The following is a 21,056-nucleotide window of genomic DNA, read 5'->3' on the forward strand; positions in this document are numbered from 1 at the left end:
CAGGCCCGCGCACCCAGGTCCGTTACTCGACCGAGCCACTGCGGCGGATCGCCTGCCAGGAGATCCCATAGTGGGACGAGATCATGTTCAAGGTCGTCTCGTAGACCGTCTCGTTGCCGGCCGCCTGGAGCTGCGCCAGGTAGATGTCCGCCCTGTCGACACCGGAGAGTCCGGCTACGACGTCGGGAGAGTCGATGAGCCGGACGGCGGCCCGATAGTGCTCGAAGCAGGACATCGCCTCGTCGCGCCGGGCCTTCGAGTGCGCGGTGAAGTACGTGCTCACGCCGCCACCGCCCAGTGCCTGCCGTGCGCCGCAGTCTCGTCGAGGGTCCGCTGGAGCACGATGGTGGCGAGGCCGGCGCGACCCGCCACCATCGTGCCGTCCGCCTCCGGGGGAGCGGAAGCGGAGCCCAGTGCCCGCCGCGCGCACGCAATCGCGATCTCGGCGTACATGACACGACGTCTGCGGAGGTGGCTGCGGATGAGCAGCAGCAGGTAGCCCAGGACTGCTCCGACCGCGCAGCACGCGGCGATCAGCAGGGTGTCCGTCATGGTGGCCTCCAGTGGGGGGTCGGGCCTATCCGAGACGTAGGACGGTGCGGCGGTGGACCGCCCCGGAGTCGAGGGTCGGGGGTGCCCGACTCCGGGGCGGTTGGCCCGTCACTTGGGGGACGAGTGACAAAGGTCTGCGGTCTGGGGCGGCGGGGCGGTGCTAGTTGCCGCGGGCGCGCTTGACCAGCACCGCCCCGCCATCGCCCGGCATCCGGCCGGACTACCCGCCGAGCACCAGGTGATGAAGCCCGACGGATGCCCGTCAGTCTCGCGCAACCCACGAGAATTTCGCGAAATCTGGCCGAGATGCCACCCGATTGGGGCAATCGCCGTGAGCGTTGCGGAAGGTTTGATCGTGAAGCCGCAGTCGGACGGGCTGGGCAGTCACAGCAGATGAGAGGGCATCGCCGCATGAAGGTCACGTTCCTGGGTACGACGTCCACGACTGGCAACTGCCCGAACCTGTACGAGACCGACCGGGGCACCTACCTGGTCCAAGGCAGTCGTGTGACCGACGAGGAAGCCCTCGCGGTGTTGAAGGAGCGAGGCCTCCCGGACTACGAGACCGTGGTGGAGGTCCCCAAGGAGTTGCTGCGGTTCGCTCCGGAGGTCGGCGCGTGAATCAGCGCGTCACCGGACAACAGTGGGCGGCGCTCCTGTCCGAGTTCAGGTCGTCGGCCTGGCGCTGGGAAGCGCAGGCCGTGTACCGGGAGCCGATCGAACAGGAACCACTGCGCCAGTTCCTCGTAGGCGAGGAGCCGGACCTCTCCTACATGGATTCGTGGCTTGCCAATGTTCGACGCGCCACGTCGGAAGGCAGGTCGTTCGCACGCGTCAGGATGCTGACGGACCCGTTGACCGACTACCTGAAGTTCGAACTCGCCACCACCTCGCGGAACGTCGCGGCCGGGGAACTGATTCGCGTACTTCCCGAGTCGGTGGCGCGACGGCTCGGGATGCCGACTGACGACTTCTGGCTGCTCGACGACCGTCTCGCCGCAGTCATGCACTTCGACGTCAGCGGGTTCGCGTACGCCGAAGTGGTCAGTGATCCACTCGCCGTGTCGCGGTTTCGCGAAATTCGCGACACAGCGTGGCAGAATGCGGTCCCGTTCGAGGAGTTCATGACGACGACTTGACGACGGGGAGCGCGTGGCCAGCGGAGGGTTCCAGAAGCGGCGCGAAGCGCTCGGCGACAGCTTGCGCGAGTTGCGCAGACAGGCAGACCTCGACGGCAAGGCGATGGCACGGCTTCTCGGCTGGAACGCACCAAAGGTCTCCAAGGTCGAGAACGGCAGACAGACGGTCAGCGATGACGACCTGACGGCCTGGCTCACGGCGCTCAACGTGGACCCTGCGGTGGCCGATCAGCTGCGCGCCGAGCTGGCTGCGATCAGGCGTGAGTACGTACTGTGGAAGGACCGCGTTCGAGCCGGTCACCGCGGGCGCCAAGAAGACTCCGTCGCGGTCGAGTCCGCCGCGAAGCTGATCCGAGCGTTCGAGTCGGTTGTAGTGCCAGGCCTCTTGCAGACAGCTGAGTATGCCCGGCACGTCCTGCTCGCATCGGCCAGCCTGCATGGCGGCGGCCAGGACATCGCCGAGGCAGTCCGCGCCAGGATGCGCCGCCAGCAGGTGCTGTTCGAGCCGGGTAAGACCATCGAAATTCTCATGACCGAAGCGGCGCTGCTGCACCCCGTTGCGCCTGCCGACGTGATGGCTGGCCAAGTGCACCGCCTCATCGCGGCCATCGGCACGCCGAACGTCCGCGTCGGCATCATCCCGATCAGGACTCGCGTGCCGTACCCGCTCGCTCACGGCTTCTGGATCATCGACGACCTCGTCCAGGTCGAGACCGTGACCGCCGAGCTTGAAGTGACCGACCCGGACGAGGTGGCGACGTACAACAAGCTCGCCGACATGCTGTGGTCCGCAGCGGCCGAACGGGACGACGCTCGCGCACTGCTCACCGCGAGCGCCCAGATGTGGACGGGGGCGTAGCCCGTTCTGTTCCGTCGCTGTTCCGTGAGACCGCAAACGACCACCAATCGTTGCCAACACCAGCCAACGGGAAAAGCGCTGATCAGGATAGGTTTCAGCGGAATCGTCGCAGGTGGCCGGCGCGCGGCTCGAAGATCCTCGACATCTTCGAAGGCACGCAGCAGATCCAACAGCTCATCGTGGCGCGGCGGTTGCTGGGCAAGTCGTCGGCCGAGCTGAAGTAACGCTGTGGTCGCGTGGGGGCGTCCGGAGCGGCGGGTGCCCCCACGCGGTCCTGCTGGTTACCGCAGTGCCTTGTCCACCATGTCGGCGAGGGGGCCGCGGGCCAGACCGCCGTGGCCGGGGACCAGGGTGTCGGCGGGGAGGTCGCGGAGTGCGGCGATGGCCGTGGTGACGCCGTCCTCCGAGGTGTTGAAGACCTCCGGCAGGCGTTGCGGGCCCTCGCCGCGTCGGGAGGTCGGGTGGCCGGTGACCAGGGCGTCGCCGCTGAACAGCACGCCCGTCGACGGCATCAGGTACGCGGTGTGGCCGGTGGTGTGGCCCGGGGTCGGGATCGCCACCAGGCCGCCCGGCACGTCCAGCGGCTCCTTCGGCGGGACTACGCCGACCTGCGGCAACGAGATCTTGATCTGTGGGAACACCGCCCGGACCGTGTCGAGCACCCACCGCCGGCTCGCCCGGTGCCCGCACAGCCGCAGCATCTCCAGCGGCGTGATCTGCTCCAGGTACTCGCGGCGCGCGTGCCGGGCCTCCTCCGCACCGGTCAGGACCGGGGTGCCGAAGCGGCCGGTCATCATCGGCACGCCGCCGATGTGGTCCAGGTGGGCGTGGGTGATCAGGATCGCGGTCACGTCCTGCGGGCGGTGCCCGGTCTCGGCGATGGACGCCAGCAGCGCGGCGGAGTCGTTGGGGTAGCCGGTGTCCACCAGGGTCAGCGCCGACCCGTCCGACACCAGCGCCCAGTTGACGTTGGTCCCGGTCACCATGTGGACCTGGTCGTTCACCCGTGTCACGTGCACGTCGTCACCTCGTCCCCGACCGCCATCTCGCCCGCCGCGACGACCGTGGCCAGCGCGCCGAGCTTGTTGTCGTGGGCGTCGGCGATCTTGCGCAGCACGGCGGAGGACCGCGGCAGCCCCGGCTGCTCCTCGTTCACCATGACGCACCGCTCGCTGGCGCGCACGACTTCCAGCCGCACCCCGCCGATCGCGATCCGGGTGCCCAGCCACGCGTCCTCCACGAACGGCGGCGTGCCCGGCGGGGTGCGCACCACGACGTTGGGCCGGAAGCGGCGCTCGTCCACCTCGGTCCCGGGCAGGGCCTGGTCGAACCACTCCAGCGTCGCCGTGCTGACCACGCTCACCGGCAGCTCGTCGAAGTGCGACACCGCGCCTTCGCGCACCACCGACACGCCGTCACGCCCGAGGTAGGCGCGCAGTTCCTGGTCGGTGAGCAGTCGCCCGTCGGGGTCGAGCAGCTCCACCGCGTCACCGACGAGTCGCGACCGGAGGTCCAGCAGCCCCGGCATCCGCCGGAACCGGCGGCTGTTCTTGCCCGACCCGAACTTCCCGTCCCCGTCCCGCACCGCCCACAGCCGGTCGCCGGTCAGCCCGCGCGCGTCCACCGCGACCCGGTCCAGCGGCTCACCGCCGGTCGACTTCACCGGGTACCGCCACAACCCCTCGACCACTCCCAGCACCCCGTCACCCTAGCCGGCTGGGCTCGGGTGTGGATCACAGGCCGACCTGCTCCGGACGTTCGAGGGTCGCTGAGCGGTGCAGCGGGTCTCGAGCCGGACCGGCGCAGGTCCCGGTGCAGCAGTCGGTCGCTGGCCTCGCCCGCCACTTCCCGTACGGCCGCCGCGCCCACCACTTGCCGTACGGCCGGGTACCGAGGGGCGTGGGGGATCAGGTGCCGAGGGCGCGGGCGAGGAGGGTGCGGCGGGTGCGGGTGCCGGTCTTGGTGAAGATCGACTTCAGGTGGTCCTGGACGGTGTTCTCCGACAGGTGCATCCGTGCGGCCAGCTCGCGGGTGCCCGCGCCGCCGGGTAGCAGGGTCACCAGTTCCGTCTCGCGTGCGCTCAGCCCGACCGCTCGGGTGAACAGGCCCAGGCGGTCGGACGGGGAGGTCTGCTCGATGCCCACGGCGATGCCGCCGGTCCCGATTCGCGCCGCGCGCAACGTCACCCAGTCGCCGGCGGACAGGTGCGCCCGCGCCCACGGCGGGTGGTCGTCCACGCCCGCCTCGACGGCCAGCAGTTGGGCCGCCACGTTGTACGCGCCCGCCGGGATCGGTGCCCGGCCTTCCGCCGGCGGCACCATGACCTTCAGGTACTCGTGGGTCTCCGGGGTCTGGCCGAGGACTTCGAGGTCTTGGGACAGCAGCAGGACGAGCGGTCCGCGCACGGTGGCGGCAGGGTGGTCGAACGTGCGGGCCACGCACGTGCGCAGGGCAGTCGTCAGTGGGGCGCGCAGCGACGCCAGGTAGGTGGTTTCGGCTGTCGTGAAAGGACTTCCGCACCGCCAGAGGTCGAGGAAACCCCAGCAGCCGTACCGGTCCTTGAACACCGCCGAGGCGACGTCCGCGACGCCGTGTGCGCGCAGCAACGCTTGCCACGGCGAGTCGGTTCGGTCGAGCGTGGCGACTTCCGTGTGGAGCGCGGTCCACCGGTTGGTGGGCGTGAGGTACTTGAGGCGGATCAGTTCCGGCAGGCGGGGGAGCAGGGCGGGTGGGACGTCGGCGAGCGGGCGGGTGCCCACGGTCGTCTCCGGATCGGTGAGCAGCCAGACGTGTGCGTCGAACGGCACGACGGTGCGGATCTCCCGCAGCGCCGCCAGTCGCAGCGCCGCCAGTCGCAGTGCCGCCGCGTCCGCCGCCGGGTTCGCTGGGGCGTTCACTGCTGGGTTCGTTGGGGCGTTCACTGCCGCGTCGCAGATCCGCTCGACGCGGGCTGCCGAGCGCGCGAACGCCGTGGGGGCCACGGGTCGAGGGTAAACCCCAGAACTCTGGGATACGGGGTGGAACGCAGCCCGGCCTAGCGTCGGTGGGAGTCGTGAGTGGCTGGCGAAGAGGAGGAGTCGTGAGCACACTGCACATCGAGCACCCGGTCGTCGCGTTCGACCTGTGGAAGGCCGCGTTCGACCGGTTCGCGGACGTCCGCGTGCGCGCGGGCGTGCTGTCCCACCGCGTCCGGCGGCCGGTGGACGACGACCGGTACGTGGTGATCGACCTGGACTTCGCCTCGCCCGCGCAGGCGGAGGCGTTCCTGGGGTTCCTGCGCCGGGAAGTGTGGGCTTCCCGCCAGAACGCGCCCGCGTTGGTGGGCGAGCCCGTGACGCGAATCCTGGTCGACGCCGGCGTCTGAAGATCTACTGTGGAGCCGTGGAGCGGGCGCGGCAGTGGGTGCGGGGATGGGCGTGGTGTCGGGACACCCCGGATCCGGTGGAGGAGCACGACGGGTTCCGCATCGACGTCGGCTTGAGCGGGCACCGCGTCCGGTACGTGATCACGGGTACGGCGTCGGTGCGTGAGCGGTCGTCGCTGACCGTGCCGGGGACGTGGCTGAAGGTGTGCGCGCCGCGGGAGGAAGTGCTGCCGCTGCTGGGGGTGGGGTGGGTGGTCGGCGAGCCCGAGTACCTGATGAGCGTGCCCCTGGGTGGTGTGGGTGCGTGTTCCGTGGGTGTGGTGGGTGCGCGTTCGGTGGGTGTGGTGGGCCCGTGTTCGGTGGCTGAGGTGCCGGACGGGTATCGGGTGGAAGTGGTGGGGGAGCGGGGGTTTCACGAGGTCGTCGTGACGGGGGTGGGGGGAGCGCCGGCCGCGCGGGGGCGGTTCGCGGTGCGGGAGGGTGCGGCGGTGGTCGACCAGGTCGTCACGGAACCCGAGCACCGTCGGCGCGGGTTGGGGAAGCTCGTGATGGGCTTGGTCGGTGAGCTCGCGGCCGAGCGCGGGGCGCGGGTCGGGGTCCTGGTGAGCACGGTCGCGGGGCGGCCGTTGTACGAGTCGTTGGGCTGGCGCGTGGACTCCGACGTGGTCGCGGCGCACGTGCCCGGCTGTGAAGTGTGAACACACGCGTATCGCAAGATTTTTTCACGAAATGTGGTCCGCGTTACTTGACTAGTCGGTAAAGCAACGGCTTGACTCCCGCGTAACCAAAACCAACCCCGAATCGCAACACGTTCGTTCGGCGCGCCTCCCCCCGTGCGTGCCGATCGGGAGTCCCCGACCTCCCCGCACACCCGCCGGCGCGTCCCGGCACGGCCCTGCCTGCCGCGCGCCGCCAAGGAGTTCCACCATGCCCTGGTTCCAGGCTGCCCAGACCCTGGTCGCTGCCGTCCTCGCCCTGGCCGGGCTCACCACGAGCCCCGCCCCCGGCCCCGACGCGTCCGCTCCCCCGAGCAGCAGCACCGCGCCGACCACGACGAGTGCGCCCAGCACGACGAGTGCGCCCAGCACGACTGGTTCGCCGAGTACGACAGGTTCGTCGAGCACGACTGGTTCGTCGAGCCAGACCACGACGTCGACCACCACCGCGACCGCGACGCCGCAGGGGAGTGGCCGGGTGCAGTCGTTCTGGCTGCACATGAGCGGCTCGGCCGTCACGGACGAGATGATCGCCACGGAGGCGAAGCGTCGCTCCTACGTCGTGCTCAACGCGTGGGAGGGTGACCTGGCGCGGAAGTTGAAGGCCGCCAACCCGAAGATCCAGACGTTCGTCTACAAAGACCTGACCTCCACCCGGAGCTACGCCTGCCGCAACGGCGTGGACGACGCCCAGCTGCCGACCGGCGTGGGCTACTGCGACGCCGACAAGAACCACCCCGACTGGTTCCTGTTGAGCCCGAGCGGACAGCGCTTCGAGTACAGCGGCTACGCGGGCCACTGGCAGATGGACGTCGGCAACCCGGCGTACCAGAACGCGTGGGCGGACAACGTGATCGCGTCCAGCAAGGGCGTCTTCGACGGCATCTTCATGGACAACGCCGTGTTCCCGTGCGACGCCTACCACGAGGGCACCTGCCCGGCGAAGTACCCGACCGACGCCGCCATCCAGGACGCGTACAAGTCCATGCTGTCCGGGACGAGGTCGAAGTTCACCGCGGCCGGGTTGAAGACGGTGGCCAACATCTCCAACGCCCGCCTGTACGCCGGCGCCTGGGACGCCTACACCGAGTACCTCGACGGCGGCTTCGACGAGTGGTGGCTGACGTTCAACGACGGCGACCTGCTCTCGGAGTACCCGGAGGGCTGGAGCAGGCAGGTCGCGGAGATCGTGTCGAACGAGGCCCGCGGCAAGATCACCTGGGTGCAGCCGCACTACAGCCAGGGCGCCGAGCAGCCGTTCCGGTACGCGCTGGCCAGCTACCTGCTGGCGGCGGGCGACCAGGCGGCCATCGCGGAGATCGCGCAGACCGACGGCTACACCAACGCCTCGCCGTGGCACCCCGAGTACGACTGGCAGTTGGGCGCGCCGACGGGACCGTACAAGTCGTTGGGCGGCAACGTGTTCCGCCGTGACTTCGCGTGCGGTGTGGTGATCGTGAACGCGAGCCGGACCGGGACTCCGGCGGTGGGCGTGCCGTTGGGCGGCGACTACACCAACGCCAAGTCCACTTCGGTCTCTTCGGTGGCGCTGCCTGGGACGACGGGCGAGATCCTTCGCAAGTCCTGCTGACCTGACGCGGGCGGTGGGCGCTTGAGATCAAAAGCGGAGAGCTGAGAGCGAAAAGCGAAAAGCTCAAAAGCGGACGCTCGCCGCTGGGCAGGCCCCCGGGGGTGGAAGGGCGTCGGTTTCGTTCCCCCGTCCGGCCTGCCGGAGGCAACCACACTTGGCCCGTTTGAGCAACCGGAAAAGCTGGTTGCACAAACGGGCCAAGCGCGGTTGGGCTGCGCCCAGGCCGGACGGGGGAACGAAACCGAGGCCCTTCCCGTGGGCTTGGCAGCGCGGCGAAAGCGTGGCGCCCTTCGGGCGTGCGCCTTCGGCGCGGGAGTGGGTTGGTCGTCTTTATGACTTCAGTGTTGACTAAATGTGCTCGCAACTTGGTTGTGCGGACACAACGTGAAGGCCAGCACTACAGCGGCCCAGGTGATCAGCAGCCGCCGCAGTTGTAGTAGGTGACGTCCCAGTGGTTGCTTTCCAGGTAGTAGATGTTGCCTGACCCGGACTGCCACTTGTTGCTGCCGATGTACGTGAAGTTGTTCCGGATGTAGCTGCCCACGCACGTGTAGAGGCTGTAGTCGAGCTTGTAGCCGTTCCAGTGGCTGTAGGTGCCGCTCGCGTGGCCGGTCTCGGTGCCGCCGGTGATGTTGAGGGCGCAGCCGCTGGCGCGTTTCAGGGTTTCGGCGCCCTGGACCGTTGTCAGGTTGATCTGTTCGAAGCTGGTGCAGGTGGAGTTGTACCGGTCGCTGCAGTTGCCGCTGGAGGACCACGTGATGCCGGCGGCGCGGAAGCGGGCGGCGGCTTCGGCGTGGGTGAGTTTCGTGACCAGGGCGGTGATGGGGGTGTCGGCGGTCGGTTGGTGCACCGGGTCGTGTTCGGTGGGGGCGGCGGAGGCCGTCGTGACGCCGGTCAGGGTGAGCAGGGTGGTGGCGGCTGCGAGGATGGCGGCGCGGAATCGGTTGGGGCGCATCGACTCGGTCCTTTCGGGCAGGGGTCGCGTCCGGAGGCTAGTGGTTGCCGCTTGTCGGACACAGCGCCCGATCGGGAGGTTCTTCACGGAACGCGTGCGGTTGTCCGAAGCGTGGGTCAGGTGCGCGCGTCCCACCGGAACAGCCGTGCGGACAGGGCGGCGGCCAGTGCTGTCCAGGCCAGGATCGACAGCACGGCCGGGCCGAGTGGCACGGGCGCGCCCCATGCGCCGGCCACCAAGTCGGCGATGCCGCCGCCGGGGGTGAGGAGGGCTCGGGGATCGGGTGTTGCCGCTGCCCACACGCCGCCGACCAGGAGGCCGAAGAAGAACGGGCCGGTGGTGATCTGGGCTTGTTCGGCCGTGGCTGTGACGCCGCTGGTCGCCACGCCGGCCGCGCCGCTGACCGCGAGGCCGCCGACGACGGCGAGCGCCAGCAAGTCGGGGCGGGTTGGGGTGGGTGCGCCGAGGGCCAGGCTCACGCCCAGCAGGAGCAGTGTCTGTGCGAGGCCGAGCACCAGTGGGGGTAGCAGGATGCCGGTCAGCACGACGGCGTCGGATGCGGCTCCGGTGCGCAGGCGTTTGAGGTAGAGGTCCTGGCGGCGGGCGACCAGGGATGTTGTGACTGTGACGTAGACGGTGAAGCCCTGGGTTGCGAGTAGTTGCAGTCCGATCGCCATGGGCCACTGGTCGTCCATGGAGAGGGCGAAGAACACGCCTGCGGCTAGTGGCATGGCGAAGGCCATGGTGGCGGCCATCTTGTTGCGGGAGAGCAGTTTCAGTTCGGCGATACCCAGTGCGGTGATCATGCGGCACCTCGGGCGGCGTGGAAGACGTCCTCCAGGGAGGCGTGGTGGGCGCGGAGGCGGGTCAGGCGCAGGTTGTCGCGGCGGGCCCAGGTGAGGAGGAGGTCCAGGTCGTCTTGTAGTTCGCGGGTTCGGATGTCTACGCGGCCGGAGGGGTCGTGTACGACGTCGCCGGCGAGTATGGGTAGTGCGCGGATGTCCAGTCGGTCGGGGAGGTCGAAGGAGATTCGTGCGGGTTGGGCGGCGAGTACGTCTACCAGTGCGCCGGAAACCCGGACCACGCCTTCGTGCAGGATCGCGAGTCGGTGCGCCAAGGTCTCCGCCTCTTCCAGGTAGTGGGTGGTCAGGACGACGGTGGTGCCTTCGGCGAGCAGTCCGCGCACGACTTCCCACGTGCGTTGGCGGGACTCGGGGTCGAGGCCGGTGGTCGGTTCGTCGAGGAACAGCAGTTCGGGCCGGTTGAGCGTGGCCAGGAGCAGGTCGAGTCGTCGGCGTTCGCCGCCGGAGAGCTGCTTGATCCGGACGTCCCGGCGGTGGGCGAGGTCGAGGCGTTCGAGGGCGTCGGCGGGGGTGTCGCGGCGCCACAGGCGGACCATTTCGAGAACGGTCAGGTCGGGTGGGAAGCCGCTGTGCTGCAACACGATCCCGGTGCGTCGGCGGATGGTGGCCCGGTCCTGGCGCGGGTCCACGCCGAGCACTCGGACCCGGCCGTCGCTGGGTGCGCGGAGGCCTTCGAGGGCTTCCATGACGGTGGTCTTGCCGGCGCCGTTGGTGCCCAGGAGCGCGAACAGTTCTCCTTTGCGCACTTCGAGGTCGATGCCGCGTACCGCTTCGAAGTCCCCGTAACGGCACCGCAGGCCCGTCACGTCGATCACCGCGTTCCTCATGGCACTCGATGGTGGGGGAGGGGCGTGGGGGCGGGCAGTGTCGGTGAGCACCGGTCGATGTGACAGATGTCAGCAGACACCGGGGTGATCCGGCTCGTAGATTCGTGCGGTGACTCAGATCGGCACCTTGCGCCGTTGGACGTGGTGGTCGGTGATCGGCGCGGGCTTCATGGTGGCGATGGTGACCGCTCTGGAGCTCTCGACCGGCAGGTACGGCGTGGTGGGTACGCCGCTGCTGGCGGTGGCCGTGCTCGTGGTGTGCGCCCAGCACGTCCGGTACCTCAGGCAGGCGATGGGCGGGATCGGTCGGGGTGAGCACCGTGTCGTCGAGCACTTGGCGACGTTCGGGGTGGCGCTGGTGGCGTTGGCGTACGCGAGCACCCGTGTTGAGGTGCCGATGGCCTGGTACTTGCTGTCGGCGGCGGTGATCGCGCACGTCGTGACCACCACGCCGGCTGTGTCGCGGTGGCCGCTGGTGGCGGTGGGGACGCTGTTGGTCGTCCTCGCGGGTGGGGTGCTGTGGTCCGGGGACCTGCTGGGGTCGTTGGTCATGCCGGTCGTGCTGGTGATCGGGTTCGTGATCGGTGAGGCGGTCCAGCTGTGGTTCTGGGACGCGGTGCTCAAGCTGGACCAGGCGCGGCAGACCTCGGAGGCACTGGCGGTGGCCGAGGAGCGGTTGCGGTTCGCCGCCGATCTGCACGACATCCAGGGGCACCACCTCCAGGCGATCGCGTTGAAGGGTGAGCTGATCGCGCGCCTGATCGGCCGGGACGACGACCTGGCCCGCACACACGCGGACGAGGTCGCCGAGCTGGCGCGGACGGCGTTGAAGGAGACTCGGGACGTGGTGCAGGGGTACCGGCGGGCCAGCTTGGGCACCGAGATCACCAACGCGGTCGGCGTGCTGCGGGCGGCTGGTATCGAGACGGCGGTGACCGGGGACGCGGCGGACGTGCCGCCGCCGTTGCAGCCGTTGTTCGGGGCGTTGGTGCGGGAGGGGACGACGAACGTGCTGCGGCACAGCCGGGCGCGGCGGTGTGCGGTGGCGGTGGACGTGGGTGAGGGGCAGGTGTCGGTGCGGGTGCGCAACGACGGGGTGCGGCCCGACGAGCCGGTCGGGTCTTCCGGCGAGGCGGGGGCGGGGCTGGCGGGGTTGCGGGAGCGGTTCGCGACGGTGGGTGGGCTGGTCGAGGCGGCCGTGTCGGGTGTGGACGGGTTCGAGCTGGTCGGGCGGGTGCGGACGTGATCCGGATCGTGCTGGCCGACGACGAGGACCTGATCCGGGGCGCGCTGGCGGCGTTGCTGGAGTTGGAGGACGACCTGTCGGTGGTGGTGCAGGCCAGTGACGGGGACGCGGCTGTGGCGGCGGTGCGGGCGCACCGGCCGGACATCGCCGTGTTCGACCTGGAGATGCCCGGGCGGGACGGGGTGCTGGCGGCGGAGGCGGTGCGGGACCTGCCCGGGGTGGCGGTGGTGATCGTGACCCGGCACGCGCGGCCCGGGGTGCTGCGGCGGGCGTTGAGCGCCGGGGTGCGGGGGTTCGTGCCGAAGACGACGCCGGCGGCGAAGCTGGCGTCGATCCTGCGGGACGTGCACGCCGGTCGCCGGTACGTGGACTCCGAGATCGCGGCGGCGGCCCTGACCGAGGACGCGTGCCCGCTGACCGCGCGGGAGCTGGACGTGCTGCGGTACGCGTTGCGCGGGGGGACGGTCACGACGATCGCGCGGGAGGCGCACCTGGCGGCCGGGACCGTGCGCAACTACCTGTCGTCGGCGATGACCAAGCTCGGCGCGCACACCCGGTACGAGGCCGCCCGCCTGGCCTGGGACGAGGGCTGGATCTGACGCCTTCGGCGGGGTGGCGGTGGGCGCTAGCCTCGGGGGTCATGCGAAGGTTCGCCTTGGTCCTGGCCCTGATCGCCGCCGCGCTCGCCACGCCGGTCGCGTCCGCCGAGCCCGTGCCCACGAAGCCGGTCAAGCACTGCGACTTCATCCCGACCCCCGACAACCCCGCTGCCAAGCCGGTCAAGCCGCCCCGTCCGGCGGCCTCCACGCGGGGCACCGCCACCGCCGTCCTGGCCACCAACTACGGCGTGGTCGTCATCGAGCTGGACCGCACGGTCGCGTCCTGCGCGGTGCACAACTTCATCCACCTGATCCGCAGCTCCTTCTACGACGACACCCGGTGCTTCCGGCTGACCAACTCCGCCCGGCTGGGCGTGCTGCAGTGCGGGGACATCTACCGGCAGGAGGAGGGCGGCCCCGGCTACCGGTTCGCCGACGAGGTGACCGGTGCCGAGACCTACCCGCGCGGGACGATCGCGATGGGCAACCAGGGTCCGGGCACCAACGGCAGCGAGTTCTTCATCGTCCACTCGCACGCCAACATCCGGCCGGTGTACAGCGTGCTCGGGCGGGTGGTGCACGGCATGGACGCGCTGGACCGCATCGTGGCCGCCGGCATCGAGGGCGACGCCCAGGACGGCCCGCCCAAGCAGCCGGTGCTGATCCACTGGGCGTTCACGCCGGCACGGTAACCGTTCGTGGCGGGCGGGAGCCGGGCGTGGTGGTTACAGTGCCGATCATGAGTGCGCCGCACGTCTGGCTCCCCACTTACGACCGCGGCCTGGTGCGGGCCGACCTCCTGCTGCGCATCGGGGCGGCTCGGCTGCTGACCGCCGACCCGCCCAAACCGTGCGGGGTGGTGGTGCAGCTGCAGGGTGACGCGAACGGTCCGCGTGGCGGGGCGCGGGAGTACGTCGTCGCGCACGCCGACACGCTGGAGCGGGCGGAGGAGCTGCTGCTGGAGCTGCTGGTGGAGATCGACCGGGCGTTGGCGGCGGGCCGGTCCGGGGTGATCGAGTTCGACGCCGACGACCACCCGGCGCTGGTCGTGCTGCGCGAGGTGGCCGACGAGCCCTGAGCACGCCCCGAACGAGTGGCTTGAGATCGCACGCGCGGGGGAAACCACGCACGGTGGAACTCCTCGGCATCGACCCCGTGCGTGCGGCGGGCGGCCTGGCCAAAGGGCTCCTCGGGGTCGCTCTCGCCCCGCTGGAGCGCACGCCGCTGCTGCGCCGCGACCGCCGCAACGTGTGGTCGTGCCCGGGTCGCCTGCACATCGAGGCCCACGGCGTGCACGGGCCGCGGGGCAAGCAGGTCGCCGCCCGGGTCGAGCGTGCGCTGGAACAGCACCCCGGGGTGCTCTGGGCGCGGGTGAACGCCCCCTCCTCGCGGGTGATCGTCGCCGTGGCCGACCCGCCGCCGCGCACCGCCGAGCTGGTCGACCTGGTCCGCCGGGCCGAGGCCGAGCCGGCGACCGAGGAGGAGCGCCTGGTCGAGGACGAGCTGCACCACCCCGCCGACGGGCTCAAGGGCACCCGGCTGGTGCCCACGCTCGCCGCCGACGCCGCCGGTCTGCTGCTGGCCGCCGTCACCAGGATCGCCCCGTGGGCGCCGCTGCCCGGCGAGCTCGCCGCCCTGACCGCCGCCGTCGACCTGCACCCCAAGCTGCGGGAACTGGCCGCCGGGCGCCTCCAGGGCCGGGAACGCGCCGACTCGGCCACCTCGGTGCTCGCCGCCCTGGTGCACGGCCTGGCCTCGCGCAGCGAAGGCACCCTGCTCGACATCGCCCAGCGCGTCCAGCAGTGGCGGGAGGTCAAGGCGCACGAGAAGGCCTGGTGCGCCGCCGAGGACCGGCTGATCAAGGGGCCGGAGGACGCCGCCGCCGACCCGGTCGTGGTCGAACGGCCCGTGCCGGTGCCCGAAGGTCCGGTGGACCGCTACGCCCGCCGGGCCCTGGCCGCCGGCGCGGTGGCGGGGTTGGCCGCCGCGCCGTTCACCGGTCCGCGGCGGGCGATGGCGTTGGGCATCGCGAGCCTGCCCAAGGCGCCCTCGGTGGCGCAGGCCGCGTTCGCCGCGCAGCTCGGCCGGGTGCTGGCCCGGCACGGCACGCTGGTGATGGAGCGGTCCGTGCTGCGCGGCCTGGACGCGGTGGACGTGCTGGTGCTGGACGAGGCCGCGCTCGGATCGGGCCGGTCGGTGCTCAGCGACCTCGTGCCGCTGCCCGACACCGACCCCGCCGAGTCCGCCCGGCACGCGTTCGCGCTGTTCGACCCCACCGACCCCATGGCGGTGCAGAGGGACGGCGAGTGGGTGCTCGGGCCGGTCGACCAGTTGGCGGTCAAGGGCCGCAAAGGGGTCCGGGAGCGCGCGAAGCTCAAGGGTGACGTGCTGGGCCTGGCCCGCGGTGACCGGCTGGACGCGGTGTTGGCCGTGGACGTGGAGACCCCGCCGATCGTGGACGCGATCGTGGTGGCCGCGCGGGAGGCCGGGTTGCGGCTGGTCGTGGCGGGCGGTCCCGCGCGGTACGCCGACACCACCGTGCCGTCGGGCAACGGCCTGGTCGGCGCGGTGCGCGGGTTGCAGGCCGAGGGGCACGTGGTGATGGTCGTGTCCGACCACCGCACGGCGCTGGGCGCGGCGGACTGCGGCGTGGGCGTGCACAAGGCCGGTGGACCGCCGCCGTGGGGCGCGCACCTGGTCGTCGGCGAGGACCTGGGTGCGGTCGTGCTGCTGGTGGAGGCGGTGGCGGCGGCCCGGCGGGTCAGCCGGGACGGGATCGTGCTGGCCCAGGCCGCGAGCGGGATCGGCGCGGTCGGGGCGTTGACCTCGCGCGGCGCCCAGCCCGCCGAGGGCGCGGCGCGCGCGGTGAACACGGCCTCGGCGATCGGGTTCGTGGACGGCGTGTGGCGGGCGCGCAAGCTCGGCCAGGGCGGGCCGGCGGTCCGGCGGCGGGTGGCCCAGCCGTGGCACCTCATGCCCGTGGACACCGTGCTGGACCGGCTCGGGTCGGGACCGGACGGCCTGGACGACGCCGAGGTGCGGCGGCGGGCGCGTGGTGGTCGGCAGCGTTCGGTCGGGACCAGTCTGGGCAGCGCTTTCCTGGCGGAGCTGGCCAACCCGCTCACGCCCGTGCTCGCCGGCGGTGCGGCGCTGTCGGCGGCCGTGGGGTCGCCGGTCGACGCGGCGCTGGTCGGCGGGGTGGTCGGGGTGTCGGCGCTGATCGGCAGCGTGCAGCAGGTGTTCACCGACCGGGCGTTGGCCGACCTGCTCGCCCGTTCCGCCGTGCGGGCCACGGTGGTGCGCGGCGGCGTCGAGCGGGAGGTCAACGGCGACGACCTCGTGCCCGGCGACGTCGTGCGGCTCGCGGCGGGCGACGTCGTGCCGGCCGACTGCCGGTTGATCAGCGGCGAGGGCCTGGAGGTGGACGAGTCGTCGGTGACGGGGGAGTCGTTGCCGGTGCCCAAGGACCCCGCGCCGATCGTCGCCGCCGACCCGGCCGACCGGTCGTCCATGCTCTACGAGGGCACGACCATCGCCGTGGGCGAGGCGACGGCCGTGGTCGTCGCGGTCGGGGACGCCACCGAGGTCGGCCGCGCGATGGCCGCCGCCCGCCGCAACGCCCCCGACACCGGAGTGGAGGCGCGGCTGACCGAGCTGACCCGCAAGACCCTGCCGGTCGCCCTCGGGTCGGCGGTCGCGGTCGTCGGGGCCGGGTTGCTGCGCGGGGTGCCGATGCGGCAGAGCATGGGCGCGGCGGTCAACCTGGCCGTGGCGTCGGTGCCGGAGGGCCTGCCGTTCCTGGTCAACGCCGCCCAACTCGCCGCCGCCCGCAGGCTCGCCGACCACGGCGCGCTGGTGCGCAACCCGCGCACGATCGAGGCGCTGGGGCGGGTGGACGTCCTGTGCTTCGACAAGACCGGCACCCTGACCGAGGGCAGGCTGACCGTGAGCCGGGTCGACAACGGCCGGCGCGGCGCGGCCCCCGGCGCGCTGGACGACGCGCTGCGGGCGGTGCTGGCGGCGGGCGTGCGGGCGACCCCGGCCGCCGACGACCCGTCCGACCTGGTCCACCAGACCGACCGGGCGGTCCTGGAAGGCGCCCGGACGGCCCGCGTCCGCGCCACGACCGGACGGCGCGGGTGGGCGGTGGTCGAGGAGCTGCCGTTCGAGCCGTCCCGCGGCTACCACGCCACCCTGGGGCGGGGCGGGCTGCTGTCGGTCAAGGGCGCGCCCGAGGTCGTGCTGCCGCGGTGCTCGCTCGACGACCGGACCCGCAAGCAGTGGGAGAAGCGCGTGGTGCGGCTGGCGGGCCGGGGCCACCGGGTGCTGGCCGTGGCGGAGAAGACCGGGTTCCAGGGCTCGTCGGTGACCGACGACGACGTGCGGGGCTTGCGCTTCGCGGGTTTCCTCGCGCTGTCCGACCCGGTCCGCGACGCCGCCCCACCCGCGGCGGCGACCCTGCGCGAGGCCGGCGTCCGGATCGTGATGATCACCGGCGACCACCCCGCCACCGGCGAGGCCATCGCGGCGGAGGTCAACGGCGGCGACGGTGATGTCACCGTGGTCAGCGGCGCGGACGTCGAGGCCATGACCGACGAGGAACTCGACGACCTCCTGCCCACCGTGGACGTGATCGCCCGGTGCACCCCGGCCCAGAAGGTCCGGATCATCGAGGCCTACCAACGCCTGGGCCGGGTCGTCGCCATGACCGGCGACGGCGCCAACGACGCCCCCGCGATCCGCCTGGCCGACGTCGGCATCGCCCTGGGCCGGCGCGGCACCCCCGCCGCCCGCGCCGCCGCCGACCTGGTCGTCACCGACGACCGCTTGGAGACCATCATCTCCGCGCTGGTCGAGGGCCGGGCGATGTGGGCGTCGGTGCGCGAGGCCCTGGCCATCCTGCTGGGCGGCAACCTCGGCGAGATCGCCTTCAGCGTCCTGGGCTCGGCCCTGACCGGCCGCTCCCCGCTGACCGCGCGGCAGTTGTTGCTGGTGAACCTGCTGACCGACCTGGCTCCCGCGATGGCCATCGCCCTGAGTCGTCCGGATGGCGAGTCGGTGCCGGAGTTGCTGCGGGAGGGCCCGTTGTCGTCGTTGGGAGAGGCCTTGACCCGGGACATCACCGGGCGTGCGATCACGACGACGTTCGGGGCGACTGCGGCGTGGACCCTGGCCCGGCTGACCGGTCGGTCGCGGCGGGCGAGCACCGTGGCGTTGGCCGCCCTGGTGGGGACGCAGCTCGGGCAGACGGTGATCACCGGTGGGTTGGACCGGTCGGTGCTGGCGGCGAGCATCGGGTCGGCGGCGGCGTTGGGGGCGGTGATCCAGACGCCGGGGGTCAGCCAGTTCTTCGGTTGCACGCCTTTGGGGCCGATCGGGTGGGGCATCGCGTTGTCCAGTGCTACTGCTGCCAACGCTTTGGGGTTGGTCCTGTCTCCGTTGTTGCGGCCTTCTTCTTGATTACGCGCTGGCGCGCTCTCGAGCTTTCAAGATCAAAAGCTGCTGAAAAGCGGGGCGCTCGCCGCTGGGCAGGCCCCCGGGGGTGGAAGGGCGTCGGTTTCTCCCCCGTACGGCCTGCCGGAGGCAACCACCCTTGGCCCGTTTGTGCAACCGGAAAAGCTGGTTGCACAAACGGGCCAAGCGCGGTTGGGCTGCGCCCAGGCCGTACGGGGGAGAAACCGAGGCCCTTCCTGTGGCTGGTAGCCGACACGAAAAGCAGCGCCAGTGGTGCGAGGGTGGCGGAGGTGGTGCGGGTGGCGGGGGGTGGCGGAGGTGGTGTGGGGCTGGCGGAGGTGGTGCGGGCGGCTGTGGTGGCGGGGGAGTGGCGGCTGTGGGGCGGGGGAGTGGGGGTCGGTGTGGATCAGGTTGTGCGGGTGGTGCAGGTGGGGTGTGGTTGGGGGGTTGAAGGGGCGTTGGCGGTGAAGCCGAAGGTGGTGTGGCCGCCTGCCGGGATTCGGGCGTTGTGCGGGGCGTTGGTCACCGTGATCTTGCCGGCGGTGACGGTGAAGGTGCCGTTCCACAGGTTGCTGATCGCGTGACCTGCCTCCTGCGGCCACGTGACGGCCCAGTTGACCAGCGTCTGGTCGCCGGTGTTGTGGATGGTCACCTCGGCCTGGTAGCCGCCCGGCCACTGGTTCGTGATCGTGAAGCGGGCTGTGCAGACCTCGGGTGGTGGCGGGACCACGGTCGAGGTTGTTGTGGTGGTGGTCGGTTGGGGTTGGGCCTCTGGGGTCGGGTCGGGGGTGCGCAACGACAGGCCGATGGTGATGCCGGCTGCGACCAGGGCGGCGGCGGTGGTGAGGACGGTGGTTCTGCGCCACGCCGAGCGGCGGGGGACCTCCGGGGGGTCGTCCAGGACGCGGGTTTGTGGGCGTTCGGTGACCACCTCGTCCAGCAGGGCGCAGAATTCGGCCATGGTGGGGCGTTCCGCCGGGTCGTGGCGCAGCGCCCGCGCCAGCACCTCGGCCAGCGGGCCGGTCGAGGTCGTCGGTTGGGCGCAGGGCGGGTGTCCTTCGCGGGCCGCGTAGAGGGTCGCGGCCAGGGAGTAGACGTCCGAGGCGAACACCGCGCCCTCGCCGGCCGCCACCTCCGGTGCCCAGTACGCGGGCGTGCCCACCACCGCCCGGCCGTCGGTCACCGTGCCCTCGCCGATCGCGCGGGCGATGCCGAAGTCGGCGATCTTCGCGGTGCCGTCGTCGGTGAGCAGGATGTTGAACGGCGACACGTCCCGGTGCACGACCCCCGCCGCGTGCGCCGCCGCCAGCGCCGACGCCACCTGCCAGCCGACCCCCGCGACCAGCGACTCCGGCAGCGGGCCGGTGTCCACCAGGTCGGCCAGCGTGTGCGACGGGAGGTACTCCAGCACCAGGCACGTCCGGCCGCCGTGGTCGACCACGTCGTGGACGCTGATCACGTGCGGGTGGCGCAGGCGGGCGGCCACCCGGCCCTCGCGGACGACGCGTTCCCGGTCCCCGTCGCCGGTGGTCAGGAACTTCAGGGCGACGACCCGGTCCAGCCGCTCGTCCCGAGCCCGCCACACGACCCCGGCCGCACCGCGCCCGGCCGGCGCGAGCAGGCGGTAGCGCCCCGCGATCACCTCGTTGTGCTCCGGCACAGCGCTGAAGCTACTTCCCGGCCGGGCCCGCGGACCAGCCCCGTTTGACGTGATCGCCCGGATTCGGGATGCTGGTGGTGCGGAGGGGAGTACCCGCCCGGTTCGTGATCGTCACTACGGCCGCTCGGCAGCGGCTCGGTCACGACGTCGGTCGCCCGGTGACGGCGCCGACCGGGGAGACCTCTGGTTCTCGAACGAGCCGGAGGAGTCCTGATGCGCATCCCGTTGATCCTGTCCGCCGTCGCGTTGACCGCCGCCGTGAGCGGCTGCGGCGCCGCGCAGGAAGCCGCCCAGACGGCGTCCGCCATCGCCGACACCGCGACCACCGTGCAGGTGTGCGCGCAAGCCCTGTCCCAGGCCACCGCCGCCCTCGACCCCGGCTCGCCGCAACAGGCGGTGGACCAGGCCCACGCCGCCGCGGCGTCCCTGACCGACCTCGCGGCGACCGCCGCCGACACCACGGTCAACGAGGCGATCACCAGCCTGGCCGCCACCCTGCGCGAGGTCACGGTGGACGACCTGGTCGGCAAGCCGGCGGCGTGGCTCGCGACCAAGGCGGACCAGGTCGCGGCCCTGACCAGCGCCTGCGCCGGCTGACCCCGAACCAACCGGGCGGCCACTGGTCGGTCCCACGGGTGGGGCGCGATGATGCGGGTCGGCCGAGGGAGCGGGGGGCGGGGATGGGGGCTCGGCGGGTCGTCAGTCGGGAGCAGGTGGTGCGGGGGGCGTGTCGGTTCTTCGTCCGGCATGGTGTGGTCGACATGGAAGGGGTTGCCGCGAGCCTTGCCGTCAGCCGGGCGACCCTCTACCGGGTCGCCCACAGCCGCGACGCGCTGCTGGCCGACGCGTTGTGGCTGCTCGGTGACCGCGTCCTCGACCGGGCCCGGCAGCGGCGGACGGTCGGCGGCGTGGACGGCGTCCTCCAGGTCACCCGCGAGTTCGTCGGGCAGCTGCACTCCGCCGCGCCCTTCCGCCGGTTCCTGGCCCGCGAACCCGACACCGCCGCCCGCGTCCTCCTGCACGACGTCCACCGCCGGGCCGTCGCCGCTCAGCGCGACATCCTCCGCGAGGTGAAGCCGTGGCCGCCCGGCGAGCTGGACCAAGCGGCCTTCCTCTACGTGCGGGTCGTGGAATCGGTGCTGTACGCCGAACTGCTCGGTGGCACGCCCCTCGACCTCGGCCTGGCCGAGCGCGCGGCCCGGTCGCTGCTGGCTTGACGAACGTGCGACGG

The 21,056-nt window shown here is 71.8% G+C and carries 22 protein-coding genes; 13 read left to right on the forward strand and 9 right to left on the reverse strand.

Annotation, left to right across the window (positions count from 1 at the left end; translation table 11 throughout):
* Positions 1–22 precede the first annotated feature (22 nt).
* Together DFJ66_RS01440 and DFJ66_RS01445 are read right to left on the reverse strand one after the other, a co-directional pair.
* Positions 23–283: a hypothetical protein gene (locus DFJ66_RS01440; RefSeq protein WP_121217196.1), complete on the reverse strand. Its 261-nt coding sequence runs from the start codon at positions 281–283 to the stop codon at positions 23–25.
* Positions 280–552: a hypothetical protein gene (locus DFJ66_RS01445; RefSeq protein ID WP_121217198.1), complete on the reverse strand. Its 273-nt coding sequence runs from the start codon at positions 550–552 to the stop codon at positions 280–282. Before DFJ66_RS01445 ends, DFJ66_RS01440 begins: the two co-directional genes overlap by 4 nt.
* 411 nt (positions 553–963) lie before the next feature.
* Between DFJ66_RS01445 and DFJ66_RS01450 the strand changes: the two genes are divergently transcribed.
* The 3 genes from DFJ66_RS01450 to DFJ66_RS01460 are packed head-to-tail and all read left to right on the forward strand — an operon-like array spanning position 964 to position 2,550.
* Positions 964–1,173, forward strand: coding sequence for a hypothetical protein (locus DFJ66_RS01450; protein WP_121217200.1), 210 nt, complete (start codon positions 964–966; stop codon positions 1,171–1,173).
* Positions 1,170–1,691, forward strand: a complete 522-nt coding sequence (locus DFJ66_RS01455; protein ID WP_121217202.1) for a DUF6879 family protein — start codon at positions 1,170–1,172, stop codon at positions 1,689–1,691. The genes DFJ66_RS01450 and DFJ66_RS01455 overlap by 4 nt, the downstream gene beginning before the upstream one ends.
* A gap of 13 nt (positions 1,692–1,704) precedes the next feature.
* Positions 1,705–2,550 carry a helix-turn-helix domain-containing protein gene (locus DFJ66_RS01460; RefSeq protein ID WP_121217204.1) on the forward strand — a complete coding sequence of 282 codons (846 nt, stop codon included), beginning with the start codon at positions 1,705–1,707 and terminating at the stop codon, positions 2,548–2,550.
* Positions 2,551–2,831: 281 nt separating this feature from the next.
* Here the strand turns inward: DFJ66_RS01460 and DFJ66_RS01470 are convergent, their stop codons facing one another.
* From DFJ66_RS01470 to DFJ66_RS01480, 3 genes are all read right to left on the reverse strand, one after another.
* Positions 2,832–3,569 (reverse strand): MBL fold metallo-hydrolase, encoded by a 738-nt coding sequence (locus DFJ66_RS01470; RefSeq protein ID WP_121217208.1) that lies wholly within the window; start codon positions 3,567–3,569, stop codon positions 2,832–2,834.
* Positions 3,560–4,249, reverse strand: coding sequence for an MOSC domain-containing protein (locus DFJ66_RS01475; protein WP_246029509.1), 690 nt, complete (start codon positions 4,247–4,249; stop codon positions 3,560–3,562). The genes DFJ66_RS01470 and DFJ66_RS01475 overlap by 10 nt, the downstream gene beginning before the upstream one ends.
* Before the next feature lie 208 nt (positions 4,250–4,457).
* Positions 4,458–5,447, reverse strand: coding sequence for a LuxR C-terminal-related transcriptional regulator (locus tag DFJ66_RS01480; RefSeq protein ID WP_246029510.1), 990 nt, complete (start codon positions 5,445–5,447; stop codon positions 4,458–4,460).
* A gap of 182 nt (positions 5,448–5,629) precedes the next feature.
* On the opposite strand from DFJ66_RS01480, the gene DFJ66_RS01485 reads away from it, so the two are divergent.
* The 3 genes from DFJ66_RS01485 to DFJ66_RS01500 all read left to right on the forward strand — a co-directional run bounded on the left by DFJ66_RS01485 (position 5,630) and on the right by DFJ66_RS01500 (position 8,221).
* Complete coding sequence (locus DFJ66_RS01485) at positions 5,630–5,914, forward strand: hypothetical protein (protein ID WP_121217212.1); 285 nt, start codon at positions 5,630–5,632, stop codon at positions 5,912–5,914.
* A 17-nt stretch (positions 5,915–5,931) separates the two neighbouring features.
* A complete protein-coding gene (locus tag DFJ66_RS44840) occupies positions 5,932–6,612 on the forward strand; it encodes a GNAT family N-acetyltransferase (RefSeq protein ID WP_121217214.1) in 681 nt (226 codons plus the stop codon).
* Between the two features lie 229 nt (positions 6,613–6,841).
* Positions 6,842–8,221, forward strand: coding sequence for a putative glycoside hydrolase (locus tag DFJ66_RS01500; RefSeq protein WP_147459147.1), 1,380 nt, complete (start codon positions 6,842–6,844; stop codon positions 8,219–8,221).
* Positions 8,222–8,636: 415 nt separating this feature from the next.
* On the opposite strand, the gene DFJ66_RS01505 is transcribed toward DFJ66_RS01500, so the two are convergent.
* The 3 genes from DFJ66_RS01505 to DFJ66_RS01515 all read right to left on the reverse strand — a co-directional run bounded on the left by DFJ66_RS01505 (position 8,637) and on the right by DFJ66_RS01515 (position 10,866).
* Positions 8,637–9,176: a hypothetical protein gene (locus DFJ66_RS01505; protein WP_121217218.1), complete on the reverse strand. Its 540-nt coding sequence runs from the start codon at positions 9,174–9,176 to the stop codon at positions 8,637–8,639.
* Positions 9,177–9,292: 116 nt separating this feature from the next.
* On the reverse strand, positions 9,293–9,982 hold the full coding sequence (locus DFJ66_RS01510) for an ABC transporter permease (RefSeq protein ID WP_121217220.1): 690 nt from the start codon (positions 9,980–9,982) through the stop codon (positions 9,293–9,295).
* Positions 9,979–10,866, reverse strand: coding sequence for an ABC transporter ATP-binding protein (locus DFJ66_RS01515; protein WP_121217222.1), 888 nt, complete (start codon positions 10,864–10,866; stop codon positions 9,979–9,981). The genes DFJ66_RS01510 and DFJ66_RS01515 overlap by 4 nt, the downstream gene beginning before the upstream one ends.
* Before the next feature lie 109 nt (positions 10,867–10,975).
* Here DFJ66_RS01515 and DFJ66_RS01520 point away from each other — a divergent pair, with 109 nt between their 5' ends.
* The 5 genes from DFJ66_RS01520 to DFJ66_RS01540 are packed head-to-tail and all read left to right on the forward strand — an operon-like array spanning position 10,976 to position 18,171.
* Positions 10,976–12,112, forward strand: coding sequence for a sensor histidine kinase (locus DFJ66_RS01520; RefSeq protein ID WP_246029512.1), 1,137 nt, complete (start codon positions 10,976–10,978; stop codon positions 12,110–12,112).
* Positions 12,109–12,711 (forward strand): response regulator transcription factor, encoded by a 603-nt coding sequence (locus DFJ66_RS01525; RefSeq protein WP_121217224.1) that lies wholly within the window; start codon positions 12,109–12,111, stop codon positions 12,709–12,711. Before DFJ66_RS01520 ends, DFJ66_RS01525 begins: the two co-directional genes overlap by 4 nt.
* A gap of 41 nt (positions 12,712–12,752) precedes the next feature.
* Positions 12,753–13,403 (forward strand): peptidylprolyl isomerase, encoded by a 651-nt coding sequence (locus DFJ66_RS01530; RefSeq protein ID WP_121217226.1) that lies wholly within the window; start codon positions 12,753–12,755, stop codon positions 13,401–13,403.
* 47 nt (positions 13,404–13,450) lie between these two features.
* Entirely contained in the window at positions 13,451–13,789 is a 339-nt protein-coding gene (locus DFJ66_RS01535; protein WP_147459148.1) for a hypothetical protein, read from the forward strand.
* Positions 13,790–13,842: 53 nt separating this feature from the next.
* Positions 13,843–18,171, forward strand: coding sequence for a cation-translocating P-type ATPase (locus DFJ66_RS01540; RefSeq protein ID WP_121217230.1), 4,329 nt, complete (start codon positions 13,843–13,845; stop codon positions 18,169–18,171).
* Positions 18,172–18,571: 400 nt separating this feature from the next.
* On the opposite strand, the gene DFJ66_RS01550 is transcribed toward DFJ66_RS01540, so the two are convergent.
* Positions 18,572–19,825, reverse strand: coding sequence for a protein kinase domain-containing protein (locus tag DFJ66_RS01550; protein ID WP_246029513.1), 1,254 nt, complete (start codon positions 19,823–19,825; stop codon positions 18,572–18,574).
* A 213-nt stretch (positions 19,826–20,038) separates the two neighbouring features.
* Here DFJ66_RS01550 and DFJ66_RS01555 point away from each other — a divergent pair, with 213 nt between their 5' ends.
* Positions 20,039–20,422, forward strand: a complete 384-nt coding sequence (locus DFJ66_RS01555) for a bacteriophage spanin2 family protein (protein ID WP_121217232.1) — start codon at positions 20,039–20,041, stop codon at positions 20,420–20,422.
* 164 nt (positions 20,423–20,586) lie between these two features.
* Positions 20,587–21,042 (forward strand): QsdR family transcriptional regulator, encoded by a 456-nt coding sequence (locus tag DFJ66_RS01560; RefSeq protein ID WP_246029514.1) that lies wholly within the window; start codon positions 20,587–20,589, stop codon positions 21,040–21,042.
* The last annotated feature ends 14 nt before the right edge of the window (positions 21,043–21,056 follow it).

Source organism: Saccharothrix variisporea, assembly GCF_003634995.1.
Classification (GTDB): Bacteria; Actinomycetota; Actinomycetes; order Mycobacteriales; family Pseudonocardiaceae; genus Actinosynnema; species Actinosynnema variisporeum.